The organism is Bilophila sp. T19-St14 (assembly GCF_059728385.1).
Window position 1 is genome coordinate 53,894 of record NZ_BAAGFT010000001.1, and the last position, 15,979, is coordinate 69,872.

Here is a 15,979-nt window from a genome sequence, read left to right on the forward strand (position 1 = left end):
AAGATAAGCGGGAAGAACCACTTGGCGGGCTTCCCGCTTATCTTTTTGGCTCTGTCATAGCACATGGTTGTTTTGTTTCACCAATAGACTGAAAATATATGCTTTTTCTCAAAAATTTCCGTTGGTGGGCTCTGTGATTGGGGAATTTTATTGGTTATTTCTTTGGAATTTCAAAGAAATAAAACATCAACCGTTTTCTAGGACACAGCCATCTTTTTTAGCTTTTTAAGGTTCTGTCATAGAATATGATTGTTTTGTTTTCACAGTAGAATGAAGATACAGCCTTTTTATTTCGTTTTTCTGTTGAATGGCTCTATGGCTGAGGTATTTTGTCGGTTATTCTTTTGGAATTTCAAAAAGGAAAGCATCAATCGCTTGTCGTGGCATGGCCTTTTCAAAAAACAAGCAGTTCCGAGCGAAATAGGCAAAGAATAGCTCAGATTATGTATAGTTTCGCGACCGAGGAAATTTTACTTTGTCATCAACAAAAGAAAAATGCCTTGATACACATCAGCAAGGAGGTTCCAGTGTTTTCCAAGATAATTACGGCCCTTCTGGGCGTATGCTGTACTGTAGCAATGGGATTGCCGGCGATGGCACACGCCGAAAGTACGCACTCCGTATCGGCATTGAGCGGCAAACAACAAAGCATCATCCCTATAGCGGCTTTTACCGCAAAAGGCGATACGGAAAAACTGAAGGGCGCTCTTGCGGAAGGCTTGCAACACGGCATGACGGTCAACGAAATCAGAGAAGTCCTTGTTCAGATGTACGCCTACACGGGCTTCCCCCGCAGCCTGACGGGTCTGAACACCTTCATCGCCCTGCTTGACGAACGAAAGGCGCAGGGGATCGAGGATGAAATGGGCAGGGATGCCTCCCCGCTGCCCGACAATGCAGACATTCGCGAACTCGGTACGGCGAATCAGACCACTGTCATCGGCAGGCCCGCCAGCAGACGGGTCTATGAATTTGCGCCCGCCATCGACACCTTTTTGAAGGAACATCTTTTCGGCGACATCTTCAGCCGTGATGTCCTCAGTTTCCAGGAGAGAGAGCTGGCCACGGTTTCCGCGTTGGCCAGTCTCCCGGCAGAAGCCCAACTGCGCTCTCATTTGAACTGCTGTCTGGTGGTCGGATGGAGCGAAGATCAGATGAAAGCCTTTGTCGCCGTCCTTGAAACGAAAGTAGGCAAGACGGAAGCGGAACTGGCGGAAAAGGCCCTGAACACCGTCTTGCAAAACAGGATGCAATCCAAATAACACTATAACATTTATGGAACAGGAGACAGTCATGAAAAAAACACTTCTGACAACTCTGGCAGTGGCATCATCTCTTGCTTTTGCATGTGTTGCGAATGCGTCTGAAAACAATCCGTTTGGTCTTGTCTATAAAGGAGCCATCATGGAAAACGTCAAAGGAAAAGTGAACATCCATCCCGTCACCTATACTCTGAACGGCCTGAAAATTACGGCCAACGTCTACACTCCCGCCGGATATGAGGCCACGAAAAAATATCCCGCCGTCGTGGTGGCCCATCCCAACGGAGGCGTCAAAGAACAGGTGGCCGGACTTTATGCCCAACGGCTGGCGGAAAAAGGCTATATCACCATCGCGGCGGACGCTTCCTATCAGGGAGCCAGTGAGGGGACTCCCCGCAATGTGGACAAGCCTCAGTTCCGCACGGAGGACATCCACGGCATGGCCGACTACATCAGCGCCTATCCCGGCGTAGACGCCAATCGCATCGGCGCTCTGGGCATCTGCGGCGGTGGCGGCTATACGCTGAACGCCGCCAAGTCCGACAAACGGTTCAAGGCAGTAGCCACGCTGAGTATGTTCAATTCCGGGCAGGTGAGGCGTAATGGCTTCATGAACACGCAGCTTGATTCCATCCAGACGCGCCTGAAGGAAGCTTCCGACGCCCGCGCCAGGGAAGCCGCCACAGGGGAAATCGGCTATTTGGGCAACGTTGATTTTGATGCACTGACGGATGAAAGCATCAGCAAGATTCCCACGGATCTCTACCGCGAAGGCATGGTATATTACGGAAAGACGCATCGGCATCCCAATTCCACCTTCCGTTATACGACCAGCAGCCTCATGGATTTGATGAGCTGGGACGCCACCGACAACATCGAACTTATCAATGTGCCGCTGCTCATGATGGCCGGGGAAAAGGCCGATACGCTGTACATGTCCGAGGAAGCCTTTGAGAAGGCGACGGGAACCAGGGACAAGGAACTCTTCAAGATTCCCGGAGCCACGCATATCCAGACCTACTTTGTACCCGAATATGTGGATCAGGCCGTTGCCAAGCTCACGGACTTCTACGGCAAGAATCTGAAATAGCTTATCGCCGATAACACGACTCATGGGGGAGGACGTTAACGCCCTCCCCTATCGCCGAACTTTTCACGGAGAATGCCATGAAACGCCTTTCCCTTTTCGTCCTTTGCCTGCTGTTTTCCGGGGTTATGACCGTGCCCCCAACTCATGCTGAAGCTCAGGGGCAACTCGTGATTCCGGCAGGTTCCCGCCCTTCGTCCACGGCACCCGGACAGAATTTTACAGGCAATGTCCGCGTTGATCCGGCATTTGAAACACAGGCACCACAGCGCGTCTACGGTTCCTACGTCACCTTTGAGCCGGGTGCGCGCACCAACTGGCACACCCACCCGTTGGGCCAAACCTTGCTCGTTACGTCCGGCGTCGGGCTGACCCAGGAATGGGGAGGCCCGGTACAGTTCATCCGGCAAGGGGACGTGGTGCTGTGTCCGCCCAACGTCAAGCACTGGCACGGCGCGGCCCCGGATGCCGCCATGACGCATCTCGCCATAGGCGAACGGCTGGACGGCAAAAGTGTGACGTGGATGGAACAGGTCAGCGATGAGCAGTATAACGCCCGGTAACAGCTTATAATATAAGGATACAACGATGCACATAAAGTATTTCGTAACCGTACTGGCGCTTTCCGTCGGACTCTGCTTACCAGCGGGAGACGCCACGGCCAAGGACAAGTTGCCCCCCTTGATGATTCAGGAGCAAGGGAGTTTCGCGGCAGGGGGAAAAATTATCACAACACCCGGTACGTTTGACCCCCGTACCCCGACAAATCCCGCGGGGCAAACATTGCATGGAGATCATGCCTACGTCTTTTATCAGATTCCGGTGAACGCCCACAAACTGCCTCTGGTCTTCCTGCATGGGGCCGGACAGTTCTCCAAAACATGGGAAAGCACGCCGGACGGACGTGAAGGATTTCAGAATATTTTTTTGCGCCGAGGATTTGGAGTTTATTTGGTAGACCAGCCTCGACGTGGAGATGCCGGGCGCAGCACGCAGGAAACAACCGTCTCGGCGGCAACAGACGATCAGCTTTGGTTCGGCAACTTCCGCGTGGGGAACTGGCCCGACTTTTTTGAAGGCGTACAGTTCCCGCGTGATGCGGAATCTTTGAACCAATACTTCCGGCAGATGACTCCCAATACCGGCCCGTTCGACGTTCAGGTAGTGTCTGATGCCGTGGCTGCATTGTTCGACAGGGTAGGGCCGGGAATTATGGTTACCCATTCCCAAGGGGGTGGGGGAGGCTGGTTTACCGCAATCAAAAGTGAAAATGTCCGAGCTATAGTATCATATGAACCGGGCAGCAATTTTCCTTTCCCCGAAGGCGAAATGCCTCCGGCTCTGCCGAGCGGGATTGATACGCTGGAAGGTGTCCCTGTTCCGCTTGAAGACTTCATGAAGTTAACTCGGATTCCCATCATCATTTACTATGGTGATTTTATTCCAGAAACTCAAAGTGAGTTTCCCGGCCCGGATCATTGGCGCACCCGGCTCCAGATGGCTAGGCTGTGGGCTGCTGCCGTCAATGGTAAGGGGGGCGACGTCACAGTGGTGCATCTGCCGGAAATCGGTATTAAGGGTAATACGCATTTCCCCTTCTCAGACTTGAATAACCTCGAAATTGCTGACCTGTTGTCCAAATGGCTTCACGAAAAGAACCTTGATCAGTGAGTCAGGGGCATCATATGTCCAGCCAGATGATTCGCCATACTTTTTGAAAGGTTATGTCATAGGAAACGGCTGATGCTTTATTTCTTGAAATTTCAAAGGAATAACCAGTAAAATGCCCCAATCACGGATCCCATCAGCGGAAAAATTGGAGAAAAATATATTTTTCAGCATATTGTTGAGATAAAACAACCAGATACTATGAAGGCCTTGAAATATTGTGCGCTGATGGCAGGAGCCGCCGTCTCTGAAACGTACCTGTTGCCTTCTTCTTTTGCATCCTTCGCATATCATTGCCTTCAACATGATGGTAAGATTGCAGAAAAGACGGTAGGGTGCAGAGCCAACCTACTCGTTATGGGTATACATGCTGACTGGGCATACGCTGACGCGGTGTCTTTTACCGGGGCTGGCGGAAGCGTGCCGCTCCTCGCCCTCTTTGAAGGCCAAAGGTAGGAAAGGCATGAGAGTACGTTGACGCTACGGCGCAACGCATGGATTAAGTTCGGCTTCACACTGGAGGGAGAAAAAGGTCATTACCCAAGGCCGCCGCTCAGGGATTAACTGTTACGGGCTTTCTGCTGTAACAGGTGTTGGATATCGCCTACGGCAAATGCCGCAGAAGAAGGAACATATTCGGCAGTTGTGCGCATCGGACGGAGTTAATCTCAATCAGTTTCTCACTAGCCAACATGTGGAAAAGCTGTGCTAATCTATGGAGATTTTGAAGGCGCTGTTCAGCTTTGAACGGGTGATGAATACAGAAGCCCTGCCTCTCCCGAAGCCTCATCATATATAAAAGTTTTTCCGTATGGGCGGGGCAACGGCGGTACGCCTGCGCGCTGTCTAGTATCCTGACCGGGACACGCACCCATCGAAAGTCTTGCGCGTAGATGTGAAGCGAACTTAGACGCTGACTAATTCGCTGGACACGATATGGTGTTTTACGGCTGGGGGCTCTTCTTACATCCCGACGGCACGGTGATGCCGGAATAGGAGCAGTGCGCCATAGATGACTTTGAGGCCGTAAGCCTTTGCCAGACTAAGGGAAGAGCCGTGGACTATTCTCCGGGTATGCCACAGTCATGTCGGACATCATGGGCTGCATTTGGTTGTTCCGCGTGTGAAGCTTTCCAGCGGCGGGCTTTCAACTACTCGCACGGCTGGCAAAAGGATTTTGATGTATTTCGTGATCTGCACAGTATCCGGGATGGCTGAGCCAGACCGGATGCTCCGTAGCGGGCACGCCTGTGTACGCCAAACCATGCCGATCTGCATGTGGCATACCTGCTGCGCTAGGGCAGGATACCCGGCAGAGCTGGAGGAAGGCCGTCAGGTTGTGCATGAATATATGTTAGCGATCATGTTTGTGCGCAGTCTTTATAGTACGCTGATACGAAAGCGGCAATCAAGCTGAGGAATTAAAGAGTATGGATGGGGCGTTGTTTAGTCATTCGTTTTTTGCAAGTGTATATGACCTTGTTTGTATAGCCATATTAGGATTATATAGTTGATTTTTTTAATTTGTATGTAGATAGTGGGCATATTCCGTTCCACAACGAAAAAGCCCTTACGATTTCTCGTAAGGGCATAATTTCGTTGGCGTCCCCAAGCGGATAAAAATTTAGTAATAACAATTTGAATTAATTGATTTTTATGTCAAACCCGTATCTAACACCTACAAAAATACCTCAAAAATTAAAGTTTCTTAAAATTCTTTTTGGAACATGCCTGGACAATTATCTGTTTATTTCATTTTTTCATTCAGTTAACACCCTTACGGCTTTATCAAAGTCACTTTCTTTTTCTCTGACCTCAAGTTGCTGCTGCCGGTGAAACTTATCATATTCCTATTCCGCATGGGCAATAGGCAACTCATGAGAAATACTTCCGGCATGCGTGAGAATGTTGCCTTCGTTGAGCCTAAGAAAGGCGTCCAGCTTGTTGGCAATCCAGTCGGTCATGTGCATGGGCCTGCGTAAGCGGGCCTGCCTTTCGGCAAAGAGCAGATATTGCTCCACCAGATTGTTAAGCGCGAGGAGCTCTTTTTCACTCAGATAATTTTTGGCAATACCAACATGTTGCTTGCGAACCTTTGCCCCTCGCCATGAGGTTAGCCCCATGTATGGCTTACCACTGTCTGCTCGACTATGAATGAGTTCCGCCGCCGTCATACCGTATAGCCCAGTGCAGTTTGTTTTGAACTGTCTTGAAAAAGGTGATGCTTTCCTCGGTCGTGGGATCATAATCAATACTGGTGGCGTAATTGTCGGTAATTTTTGGTAGAAACGTCGCTCCGAGATTCGGATGTCCTGGATGCGACGGAGAAGCTCTTCAAAATAGTCAAAAGGCTGGTCCGGGTTCTTCAGCCGCTCGTCGTCGAGCACTAAGCCTTTGACGATGAATTCCCGAAGTTGCCGTGTGGCCCATATGCGGAAATGAGCGGCAACATGGCTTTTGACCCGGTAGGCAACGGAGATGATCATGTCGAGGTATAGTGGGTGAGACGTCTCTGAACCTGCCGGGAGCCTTCCTGATGAACTGACAAGTATTCCTTGTGAGTTGCCTCGGGCTGGAGTTCACCTTCCTCGTAACTATTGGTAATATGCAAACTTATGTTCTGCTGGCTCGTTTGGAACAACTCTGCCATTCTCTGCTGGGTCAGCCAGACAGATTCATCCTCAAATCGGACATCGATTTTCACCCGACCGTCTTCAGTCTGGTAAATGAGAAACTGGCTTTGCTGAGGAAGTTTGAGCATAAATTGCACTTTAAAATATAACTGTCTCTTAACGTTTTTAAATTCTTGATGCCACCAAATATATCTTTAAGCCTCTTTATGGCTAAACAAAGGTATCTGACTGTCACTAAAACACCTTAACCTTAACCATTTTATTTTTTCTAAGAGTCATGCAAATTCCAGGTTGTAATGAAGCAAAGTTGGGCTTTCCTTTGAACATATTTTGAAGTACCTGATTGCTAGTAGCGTTTGTGGTAAAGCAAATAGGTAGCCCAATATTTTCAAGGTAATCATCTACCTTACCATCATAATCATCAGGACTTTGAGATGAGAGCATAGTCACAAGACCTTTTGAACGATGCAAACGTATGTTTTCAGAAAGTGCCTTGTGTTTGAGGGCAAGTAAATCTCTAGCCTCATCAATGGCAAGTGTGATAGTTATCGCTCTGTAGCCTGCATTATCCTTAGGAGCTTCTTCGCTGCTTTTTAAAAAATTATTAAGTGCATCGAGTAAGAGTGCTGTAGCAAAATTTTTACTTGTTTCCCTTGCATTAGCGAAAGTTATAATCCAGCTTTTTGAAAAAAAATCTTTAGGAGAAAAGTCCGGTGAAAATATTTCACGTTCGTTCAAATCATAAATAGTAGATGTTACGATATCTCTATTTAATCCATTTGTTTGATAAAATTCGTCAATTTGTATTTTTATATCACGTAATGAAATTTCTTTTTTACAAGAAAATAGAGGTTTTAAGGATTCCGATATGTTTTGAAGTTGCTTTGCCCCCGGTCTACTTTGCATTACATTACAAAAAGAATCTCTAAATCCTAAGACGGCATCAGAAGCTGTATTCATATTTTCATCTGACCCGTAAAACATGTCTAGAGGAATCGGTTTGTCCGGAACCTCTAGTACTGTCGCATTGAGAACATTTTGCAAGGCCAGATCTTTAGCAAGTTCGCCTTTCCCCAAGTCAAGCAAGATCACAGGTGCATTAGTTTGTTCTCTAATTTGGCGAAGGATTTCGAGCATTGTCCTTGTCTTACCTGAACCAACTTGCCCCATGATCGCCATATGTGGAGAATAACCAACACCGTTCACTAAATGAGTAAATACTTCACCTGAATCCAACTCTTCTCCAACCTTAATTGTAACCGGACAAGGATAACCACCAAGAGATGGATGGGGGGTACCAGGGATAATAGACTTGACTTTTACACTATCGGGTAAAACGGCTCTTCGCGTAATAAGCATCTCGATAAACTTTTCGTAGTCTTCGTCAACAGAAATCCAATCATCTTTAAGAAGCCTGACGCCGCGCGACCAATGTCGCTTTACTGCATTTTGTAGAATTTGAAGATCAATTTTCGTTTCGGGGTTATAGTGCAAAATATTTGTTATTAGCAATCCGACCCACAAGCTGACTTCTGCTTCACCAAAAAGAAGATTGCCTTTTAGGGGGCGTCCTGGTGTATCGTTTGTTAGGTCTGGATAAGTTGGTTCGCCCATAGAACGTCCCAGAGCTAATCTCCCGATTTTGTAATGGGTAGAAAGTCCAAGGAGTCTTCTCATCTCCTCCGAAAGAATAGAACCTTCTTTATTTGCCTGAAAATTAGCAAGTAAAATCTCTGTAATTGAAAGTTCTCTGGTCATATTAGTTCTCGAAATAGCTATTTTCAGTTGCTATGGTCTTCCCGACACCATTGCTTAATTCCTGATGGGAGAGCATATATGTTTTGAGGACATGCTTCTTTATTTTTTTATAAAGAGCATTATCGATTTCCTTATCCTGACTCAGTAAGATAACTTGACGATTTGTATCAGAAACCCAGAAATCCAAAATATTACTTCGGTGACGACTATCTAAACGTCCCAGAGGAGTGTCCACAACTAATGGGGCTTTTATGCCTGATACTTGTGCCAATGCTGCTATTAAGGAAGTAGCAAAGAGCTGATCTTCTCCAGCAGATTTGTCAAACTTAATTTCACTTCCTGAAGCACTAAGCAGCCGTGATGAACCATCTTCATTGATTTCAATAGAATCAATATGGGTTTTATGCGCCAGATGTTTAAAGACGCGACTCATTGCTTCTGCAAGATGCTTTGTCTTGAGTGTATATAACCGTGGGATAAGGGCCTGTATAAGCTTTTGAACTCTCTCTGCTTTGCCGATGAGGGAATTGACGGGGTTTGCAAAGATAAACTTTTCATGTTCGCGTTCATACGTAGCACGTAGGTCTTTTACCATTTGATCAAGGGCGGTAACCTCACGTTCAATACCTCCTAATTCTTTTTGTTTTTGTTCTAGCTGGGCCGATATTCCAGCCATAGTTGCTGTCAAATTAGTCAAGGTTCCATCTCGATCAATGCCTTCAATTCTTGCCTGTTTGCTTATTAGATCCTTAAGCAGAAGCGATAACCTGCCCTTTTCGCGAATCAAATTCCGAATTTCGTCAGCACCAACCATCGTAGCATTTATAAGCTCAAAAACTTTTGCATGTTCGCTTTCAGACAAATAGCTATGTATGATTGTTTCTGCACAATCAACAGGCGGGGGATAAAAAAGGCGTGCCCAAGCGTTCTCAAGTCGTTCTGTAATTTGTTTTTTTTGTTCAGAAGACAGTGCTGGGGTCATTATTGGCTCTTTTACACCCCAAAAACTATTAAGTAAGATATCTTTTTTGGGCTTTAATGAACTACATTCTGTGTCCCATTTTAGTTTATTTATTTCACGAGATAATTGTTCTCGAAATACAGAAAGTAAATCAGGAGATATGAGATGAAATGGAAGCTTTTCAGATAAAATTTGATCTAATTTTTCTTGGCACTCATCAAGCTCCTGCTGGGTGTCTCGTTGTTGCATTATAATGTCTCGAAGGCTAGCAATATCGCCACCGCCACCACCGAGGGATAATATCCTATTTGTAAGGTCATTCTGTTGTATCTGAAGAGATTTTATTTCTTTTTCACAACTCAATTTTTTATCAATAATCTTTTCTAATTCTGCTTCTTTCATCGTTAATTCATCAAATAAATTACGATGCTTTTCTTCATCTATATTAGCAACACCTTGTCTCTTATGAATTTGAAATTGCTGGAGGCGTTTTTTTAACTCTCGTAAAATAACTACACCAAGCAAACCCTCCATTCCCATTTTTATTTGCTCGATACGATTTTGTGAAGCAAGAGATTTTACTTCTTCACCGTCAAAAAAGAAAAATGGAGCGAGATGGGCAGGAATAAAGTACTGCTCTAAGATTTCATTAGCCCGCTCATTTGGTATTGGCTTTTTGGGAACACCCATTTCAACAGTATATATTAATGCATCTTCTTCAACGTAATGCCCAATTTTATTGAAATACCATTTGCGCGTAATGATAAACCCTTCATAGTCTCCAGTATTAATTTGTACGGCGACACTCATCATGTCTCGGTTATTTTTTAAAGCATTTCCATGCAGGGCGTTCTCAAGGAAAGAACGATAACCAGTATTTTTCAGACCGGCACGAGACAAATGAGGAACGGCGTCTTTTCCAAATAAACCTAAGTAAAGAGCTTCAAGGATAGAGGTTTTTCCATAACCATTCATTCCCCCAATCAAAACGATATTTTTTGATTTATTTGGTGCGGGAAATTCAAAAATTTGGTGTTGATAAGACTTAAAATTTACAAGTTCTACACGTGATATCCACATATAGCCACCTACTCTAGTCTATCCAAAATTTCAGAAATTCTTTCGTATGAACCTGCGGCACGTTCCTTGTCTTGATACTCGCGTTGCATTTGGACAAGTTCTTCAAACACATCAATATCAACTTGAAATTCTGTACATAAAGATTCTAGAATCCCTTTAGCTTCTTCATCTCCCCAAAGGGGAAGGTCTCCAAGATAGGTATCTAACGCCATACGATATCACCCGTGCTTTTATTTTTTCTTACCAACTCCTCAGCCCATATTGATGCAATCAAATCTAACTCTTCTTTTGAGATCAAATCTTGTCCATACTCTCGTTGTGCTGCTAAGAGTTTTTCTAAAATTAATTTCCGGGAAGAAATAGTAAAAGGACCTGGGATATGTTTACCTGATGCTTCAAAAGTCAAATTACCATTTCTTCTACGAATTTGGCGATGTTCAGGGTCATTGCGAATACTTTTTAGCCAATCTCTAAAATCAATTAGTATTTGATATTTTTTCTGCCCTGCATCAACGAATCCCTGTAAACTCCTATCTTTTTCGACAACAGTACAAACCCAACAGCCAAATCTGCTAGATGGGGTTCCACATCCAGGAGCTTCGTCCTTGCTAAGAACCATCGGACACTCGCCCCCTTTTGCATCTCTGTAAAGTTGTATCAGGTGTTCGTGCGTCCCTCCCCAGGGCGGGTCATTGTATGATAGCAAATTCCATACATCTAACGTGGAAACATCGGATATCGGTCTATATATGTAAGCGCCTTGAAGTTCGCTATGCGGAGAGAGCTTTGAATTCTCTATATTTTTATATTTATCGATAACAGATTTTCTACTACTACTTTCATCTTTTCTAACACCAAGAACTATAATTGCAGCACCATGTTCTGAAATATTATTCAAAATAAATTTTGAAGTTGGCTGTATTTTTAATCTGTCAGTACACCAACGCATTCTTTGATTAGGGCTTGGATAACCTTTACCAATTAGGAGTGTCCAAAATGTATGCTCAACCCTTGGACGTGTAATGTGAGTTTTGATTGGTAGATTAAAATTTTTTGCTGCTTCATCTATTAATGATAACTGTTTAGTTATATGTTCCACAACAAGTGGACTTTCTACAAGAGTATCATTTGATACAATATAAATATCTCTGATCCTCTTGCTTGGTCTTATATTTAGAATAACTTGAAAAACAATATGTGCCACAAGAGAACTGTCTTTTCCACCAGAAAACCCAATTATCCAAGGATAATTTTGTTTGTCGTTTATATATTCTTTTGTTACCGATTCCACTAAAGAATCAAATAAAGTATTTATTTTTAAATCATAAGATTGCATATAAATCTTATCCTAACTGATTAAAGACATGAAACATTATAGCTCAATTTGGGTATAAAAATACACTGTTGAAAAATGTGGATTCACTTTGAATGATTACGCAAAAAAATTAGCAGGGTTAAATACATATAATGTTATAGTATATCGTAAAAAAATATAAAGCACAAGCTGTTAAATATTGAACAATCCACCGATTAACGTCAGTGAATTGTCTCAATGATTACTATCTGTCTCAAAAAGCAAAATTGGGGAGGATGGATTTGGGTGTATTTTAAATTCTTACGAAAAAAGATAGCTCCGTTACCGAAAAGCAGCCCGTTTCCGGCTGACATCCCTATGCGGCGGATCACCAAACATCCGTTTGTACTCGCGGATAAACTGCGTTGAGCTTTCATAACCGACGGCATAGGCGGCGTTGGCGACATCATACTCGCTGGTCAGCATAAGGCGCTGCGCTTCATACAGGCGCAGCGTTTTTTGAAACTGGAGCGGGCTGAGCGTCGTCATCTGTTTGAAGTTGCGGAAGAAACTGGAAGAACTCATGCCGACTTTCCGGGCCAGTTCTTCCACCTGGAGCGGGGCCTTGTAATTTTCTCGTAGCCAGGTAACTGCCTGTGCCACCTGATTGCTGGCCGTACCGAGGGAACAGATGGTTCGCAGCCATGCGCCTTGCGGCCCCAGCAGCAGTCGATGGTGGATTTCCCGGATCAGCATGGGGGCCATAATCGGAATTTCTTCCGGTTCGTCGAGCAGCTCCGTCAGCCGAAGAAAAGCTGCCATGACTTTGGCGCTGGCTTCCATGACGGCAACACTCTTTCCAGCTCCCTGTTCTGTATGGGCCGGAGATGGTATTTCCGCCGCAAGCTGTGCCACGAGACTCCTGTCCAAATCAAGAGAAAGTGCCAAAAATGGCTCTTCGTCAGACGCAATAGTGATATAGCTTTCGCTCGGCATATCCACGCCCGCCACAAAGCAATGATATTCCCCGTAAGAATAACATAGTGTATGTGCGACAAGTTCTTTTGGCACTGGTTTGCATTGTAACGATGTTGGGATGCAACAGCGCATGGGTGCGGGAGGATAACGAGATGGCTCAAGGCATACCGGTAAAAATCACGGTGGGCAATCAGGTCTTGGGGGCGACGTTTTTTGATAATGCGACAAGCAGAGCACTCGTGGCCCGTTTTCCGCTGACCATCCCCATGATGGATCTCTATGACCGTGAAATGTGCTACCGCTTCCCCGAAGCTCTTCCCGCCGATGAGGCCCGGCGCAGCGGCTATGACGTGGGCGACATCGCTTACTGGACGCCCCGGCACAGCTTCGTGATTTTCTACGAACAGAACGGGGAAATCATCGGCAACCTGCAAAAGATAGGGCGTATCCATTCCGGTGTGGACCTGTTCGCTCGTACCGGCGATACGAACGTGACTTTTGAACTTCTAAATGAGTAATGACGCGCAAAGAATAATCTTTTGGCAAGGGCGGGCGCTTCCTCCCCGCCCTTGTTTTATCTGAAACTCCTGAATTTTTCGTCCCAGACATGGATGCAAAGGGCAATTTTTAGAAATCTGTGTCCGTAATATTGATGACCATCATAGGGAAAACGATGCTTCCATACAAGAATGGCTTTGGAGCTTTACAATGAATGAGAAAATAAAATCCGTATCACCAGAAATGAAAAAGCCACAACAGGGAACCCTCATAGGATTTGCGACTGCAACATTCTCTTTTGCCGTTATTTACATGGCTTCCGCCGCGCCTGTTCCACTTTTCGCCATCTATCGGCAAACACTCGACCTGACGCATAGTGATCTTTCCTACGCGGCCGTAGCCTATTTTGCCGGAGCAGTGACGGCACTGTTGATGCTCGCCAGAATCTCGGACCATTTCGGACGACGTATTGTCATTTTTATCAATCTGCTCCTGGCCATGTTCGGCTGTCTGATTTTTCTTGACCTTGCCAGTTCGGCCATGCTCCTTGCGGGACGTTTCATTCAGGGATTTACTTGTGGACTGGCATCCAGCGCAGTTGCCACGTATGTGGTGGATAATGCGCCGTTGTCACCCGCATGGCTTGGCTCTGTGGTCACGGGCGCAGCTCCGATGCTTGGCCTTGCCGGAGGGTCTTTGGCATCCGGCGCATTGCGGCAATACGGTTCCGGTTCACTTTCGATAATATTTGTCGTGATTATGGCAATGCTCATGGTATGCTTCGTGATGCTGGCCTTCAGTCCTGAAACTGTTCTTCGCTCCCAAGGTGGCTTCCGCTCCCTGAAACCGCAGATACGAATTCCGCTTTCCATTCGTCCTCTTCTTCCGGCAGCTTGCGCCACCTTTGTGGGCACATGGAGTATCGGCGGTTTTTATCTGCCGTTCAGCGCATCTATGGCGGCGGAACAGTTGCACACGGATAATACTTTTGTCGCGGCTGCCGTCTTTGCCTGCATGATGACGCCGTATCTTATCGGCGGATCGCTTGCCGGGCGCATGAAACCTGTCGGCGCACAGCGTATGGGGATGGTCGCTTTTACCCTGTGCATGGCTGGCATCATCGCTTCGCTGAAATTGAGTTCCGTATCTTTTTTTCTGCTGGCGACTGTGGGAGCGGGTATCGCGTGGGGAATCGCCTTTACAGGCAGCATGAGAACCATACTTGGCAATATCTCCAAGGAGGACAGAGCCGGGGTGCTTTCCACCGTTTTTCTTATTTCCTACAACTGAAGCATCAGGAAAGGCTTCCCGGTCTAGGGCGCGTGCGTGTCTACGTTGTTTGTTTGCCTGATGACCCGGATGAAGAACCTGCTCCTGCCTTGCCTGATTGAGCGGTGACAGTGGTGACAATGGTGACAAACCTACAGCCGCAAGGGGTTACGCCTGTCACCACTGTCACCATTGCATATTTGAGTGGTGACAGCCGAAAAGCATTGCCATTGCTCGATTGTCACCACTGTCACCGTTGTCACCACTGAAAATGAACAAAGGGAAAAAGCCATGTCCTACATCGTCCTTCATATGGACAAATTCAAGAAGGAGGCCGTACGCGGCATCCAGAGCCACAACCGGCGGGAGCGGGAGAGCCACAGCAACCCCGATATTGACTACGACAGGAGCGCGGCGAACTACGAGCTGCACGAAGCCGCCTCATCAAACTATGCCGAAGCCATTCAGAATCGCATTGACGAGCTTCTGCTGGTCAAGGCCGTGAGAAAGGACGCCGTGCGCATGTGCGGACTTATCGTCACCTCGGACAAGGCGTTTTTTGATGGCCTCACGCCGGAGGAAACAAGGCGTTTCTTTGAGGAGAGCAAAGCCTTTCTCACGGAGTTTGTGGGCGCGGAGAATGTCATTTCCGCAATGGTTCACATGGATGAAAAGACGCCGCACATGCACTTCCTTCATGTGCCGGTGACGCCGGACGGGAGGCTCAACGCCAACAAAATCTATACCCGTCAGAGTCTGCGGAAACTGCAATCCGGGCTTCCCGCCCATCTGCAAAGCCGTGGCTTCGTCATTGAACGCGGCGTGGAACAGACACCCGGTTCCGCGAAAAGGCATCTGGATACCCGCGAGTTCAAGCAGCAACAGGAAGCATTGGAAAAACTGATTCAGGAATCCGAAGAGACTTCCCGAAATTCACGGCAGCTTATCAGCGCATTGGAACAGCGTGAGGAAGAGTTGAGAAAGAGCATTGAAGAGTATGAGTGGCAGGCTGAGGAAGCGGAAAAGGTACTTCGGGAGGAGACCGATCTACCGAAAGCCTCTTTTCTCAATTATCCGTCCGTGCTGAAAAAAGCCTCTTCCCTCATTGAAGAACTGAAAAAGGCGCTTGCCGTCAAACACCTTGTCCAGACGGAGAAGGAAATCCTGCAACGGGAAGTGGATACCCTTCGCGGAAAACTGACGCGGCTTGAAGCGGGATACACGGCCCACAGAAAACAAAGCCATGAGGAAAAAGAGGAGCTGGAGAAGCAGTTGAAGAAAATGAAGAGAATCATGGCAGGCTATCGGGAATTTCTGCTTCTGCCGGAAATCCGGCCGCTCCATATCGAGTTCGTGGAGCGCAAGCGCGCCGAACAGCTCCAACGTCAGCAGGAAGAGGAACGGCAGCGGCAGGAGCAGGAAGCGCGGGACAGGGAGCGTCGGCAGGCGCACTCCACCCGTGGCATGAGAATGAGGTAAGGTGAAGGAGGG

General features: G+C 46.7%; 13 protein-coding genes. 7 read left to right on the forward strand and 6 right to left on the reverse strand.

The genetic code is table 11. The annotated features are described in order from the left end of the window. Positions 1-329 precede the first annotated feature (329 nt). The 4 genes from AC6I1V_RS00235 to AC6I1V_RS00250 all read left to right on the forward strand — a co-directional run bounded on the left by AC6I1V_RS00235 (position 330) and on the right by AC6I1V_RS00250 (position 4,020). Positions 330-1,262: a carboxymuconolactone decarboxylase family protein gene (locus AC6I1V_RS00235; protein WP_486854132.1), complete on the forward strand. Its 933-nt coding sequence runs from the start codon at positions 330-332 to the stop codon at positions 1,260-1,262. 142 nt (positions 1,263-1,404) lie between these two features. Next, positions 1,405-2,352: an alpha/beta hydrolase gene (locus AC6I1V_RS00240; RefSeq protein WP_486854131.1), complete on the forward strand. Its 948-nt coding sequence runs from the start codon at positions 1,405-1,407 to the stop codon at positions 2,350-2,352. 77 nt (positions 2,353-2,429) lie between these two features. Beyond that, complete coding sequence (locus AC6I1V_RS00245; protein ID WP_486854130.1) at positions 2,430-2,912, forward strand: (R)-mandelonitrile lyase; 483 nt, start codon at positions 2,430-2,432, stop codon at positions 2,910-2,912. A gap of 25 nt (positions 2,913-2,937) precedes the next feature. Further along, on the forward strand, positions 2,938-4,020 hold the full coding sequence (locus tag AC6I1V_RS00250) for an alpha/beta hydrolase (RefSeq protein ID WP_486854129.1): 1,083 nt from the start codon (positions 2,938-2,940) through the stop codon (positions 4,018-4,020). Between the two features lie 1,847 nt (positions 4,021-5,867). Here the strand turns inward: AC6I1V_RS00250 and rhuM are convergent. From rhuM to AC6I1V_RS00280, 6 genes are all read right to left on the reverse strand, one after another. Then, positions 5,868-6,503 carry a RhuM family protein gene (gene rhuM, locus AC6I1V_RS00255; RefSeq protein ID WP_486854128.1) on the reverse strand — a complete coding sequence of 212 codons (636 nt, stop codon included), beginning with the start codon at positions 6,501-6,503 and terminating at the stop codon, positions 5,868-5,870. Between the two features lie 381 nt (positions 6,504-6,884). Further along, positions 6,885-8,408, reverse strand: coding sequence for a helicase HerA domain-containing protein (locus tag AC6I1V_RS00260; RefSeq protein ID WP_497736711.1), 1,524 nt, complete (start codon positions 8,406-8,408; stop codon positions 6,885-6,887). Position 8,409: 1 nt separating this feature from the next. Next, positions 8,410-10,449 carry a DNA sulfur modification protein DndD gene (gene dndD / locus AC6I1V_RS00265; RefSeq protein ID WP_497736713.1) on the reverse strand — a complete coding sequence of 680 codons (2,040 nt, stop codon included), beginning with the start codon at positions 10,447-10,449 and terminating at the stop codon, positions 8,410-8,412. Positions 10,450-10,457: 8 nt separating this feature from the next. Next, positions 10,458-10,661 (reverse strand): DNA modification system-associated small protein, encoded by a 204-nt coding sequence (locus AC6I1V_RS00270; RefSeq protein ID WP_497736714.1) that lies wholly within the window; start codon positions 10,659-10,661, stop codon positions 10,458-10,460. After that, positions 10,652-11,785, reverse strand: a complete 1,134-nt coding sequence (dndC, locus tag AC6I1V_RS00275; RefSeq protein WP_497736715.1) for a DNA phosphorothioation system sulfurtransferase DndC — start codon at positions 11,783-11,785, stop codon at positions 10,652-10,654. Before dndC ends, AC6I1V_RS00270 begins: the two co-directional genes overlap by 10 nt. Before the next feature lie 300 nt (positions 11,786-12,085). After that, a complete protein-coding gene (locus AC6I1V_RS00280; protein WP_497736716.1) occupies positions 12,086-12,853 on the reverse strand; it encodes an AraC family transcriptional regulator in 768 nt (255 codons plus the stop codon). A 20-nt stretch (positions 12,854-12,873) separates the two neighbouring features. Between AC6I1V_RS00280 and AC6I1V_RS00285 the strand changes: the two genes are divergently transcribed. The 3 genes from AC6I1V_RS00285 (at position 12,874) to mobV (ending at position 15,967) form a co-directional block, all read left to right on the forward strand. Continuing rightward, positions 12,874-13,239, forward strand: coding sequence for a cyclophilin-like fold protein (locus AC6I1V_RS00285; protein WP_497736719.1), 366 nt, complete (start codon positions 12,874-12,876; stop codon positions 13,237-13,239). A gap of 190 nt (positions 13,240-13,429) precedes the next feature. After that, positions 13,430-14,509: an MFS transporter gene (locus tag AC6I1V_RS00290; protein WP_497736721.1), complete on the forward strand. Its 1,080-nt coding sequence runs from the start codon at positions 13,430-13,432 to the stop codon at positions 14,507-14,509. Positions 14,510-14,779: 270 nt separating this feature from the next. After that, positions 14,780-15,967, forward strand: coding sequence for a MobV family relaxase (mobV, locus tag AC6I1V_RS00295; protein ID WP_486854790.1), 1,188 nt, complete (start codon positions 14,780-14,782; stop codon positions 15,965-15,967). Positions 15,968-15,979 lie beyond the last annotated feature (12 nt).

Coding starts and splice junctions, on each gene's coding strand:
- AC6I1V_RS00250 (WP_486854129.1), top strand. CDS start 2,938: ATGCACATAAAGTATTTCGTAACCGTACTGGCGCTTTCCGTCGGACTC.
- AC6I1V_RS00280 (WP_497736716.1), bottom strand. CDS start 12,853: ATGCGCTGTTGCATCCCAACATCGTTACAATGCAAACCAGTGCCAAAA.
- AC6I1V_RS00290 (WP_497736721.1), top strand. CDS start 13,430: ATGAATGAGAAAATAAAATCCGTATCACCAGAAATGAAAAAGCCACAA.
- AC6I1V_RS00270 (WP_497736714.1), bottom strand. CDS start 10,661: ATGGCGTTAGATACCTATCTTGGAGACCTTCCCCTTTGGGGAGATGAA.
- AC6I1V_RS00285 (WP_497736719.1), top strand. CDS start 12,874: ATGGCTCAAGGCATACCGGTAAAAATCACGGTGGGCAATCAGGTCTTG.
- mobV (WP_486854790.1), top strand. CDS start 14,780: ATGTCCTACATCGTCCTTCATATGGACAAATTCAAGAAGGAGGCCGTA.
- AC6I1V_RS00240 (WP_486854131.1), top strand. CDS start 1,405: ATGGAAAACGTCAAAGGAAAAGTGAACATCCATCCCGTCACCTATACT.
- AC6I1V_RS00245 (WP_486854130.1), top strand. CDS start 2,430: ATGAAACGCCTTTCCCTTTTCGTCCTTTGCCTGCTGTTTTCCGGGGTT.
- dndD (WP_497736713.1), bottom strand. CDS start 10,449: ATGTGGATATCACGTGTAGAACTTGTAAATTTTAAGTCTTATCAACAC.
- AC6I1V_RS00260 (WP_497736711.1), bottom strand. CDS start 8,408: ATGACCAGAGAACTTTCAATTACAGAGATTTTACTTGCTAATTTTCAG.
- dndC (WP_497736715.1), bottom strand. CDS start 11,785: ATGCAATCTTATGATTTAAAAATAAATACTTTATTTGATTCTTTAGTG.
- rhuM (WP_486854128.1), bottom strand. CDS start 6,503: ATGATCATCTCCGTTGCCTACCGGGTCAAAAGCCATGTTGCCGCTCAT.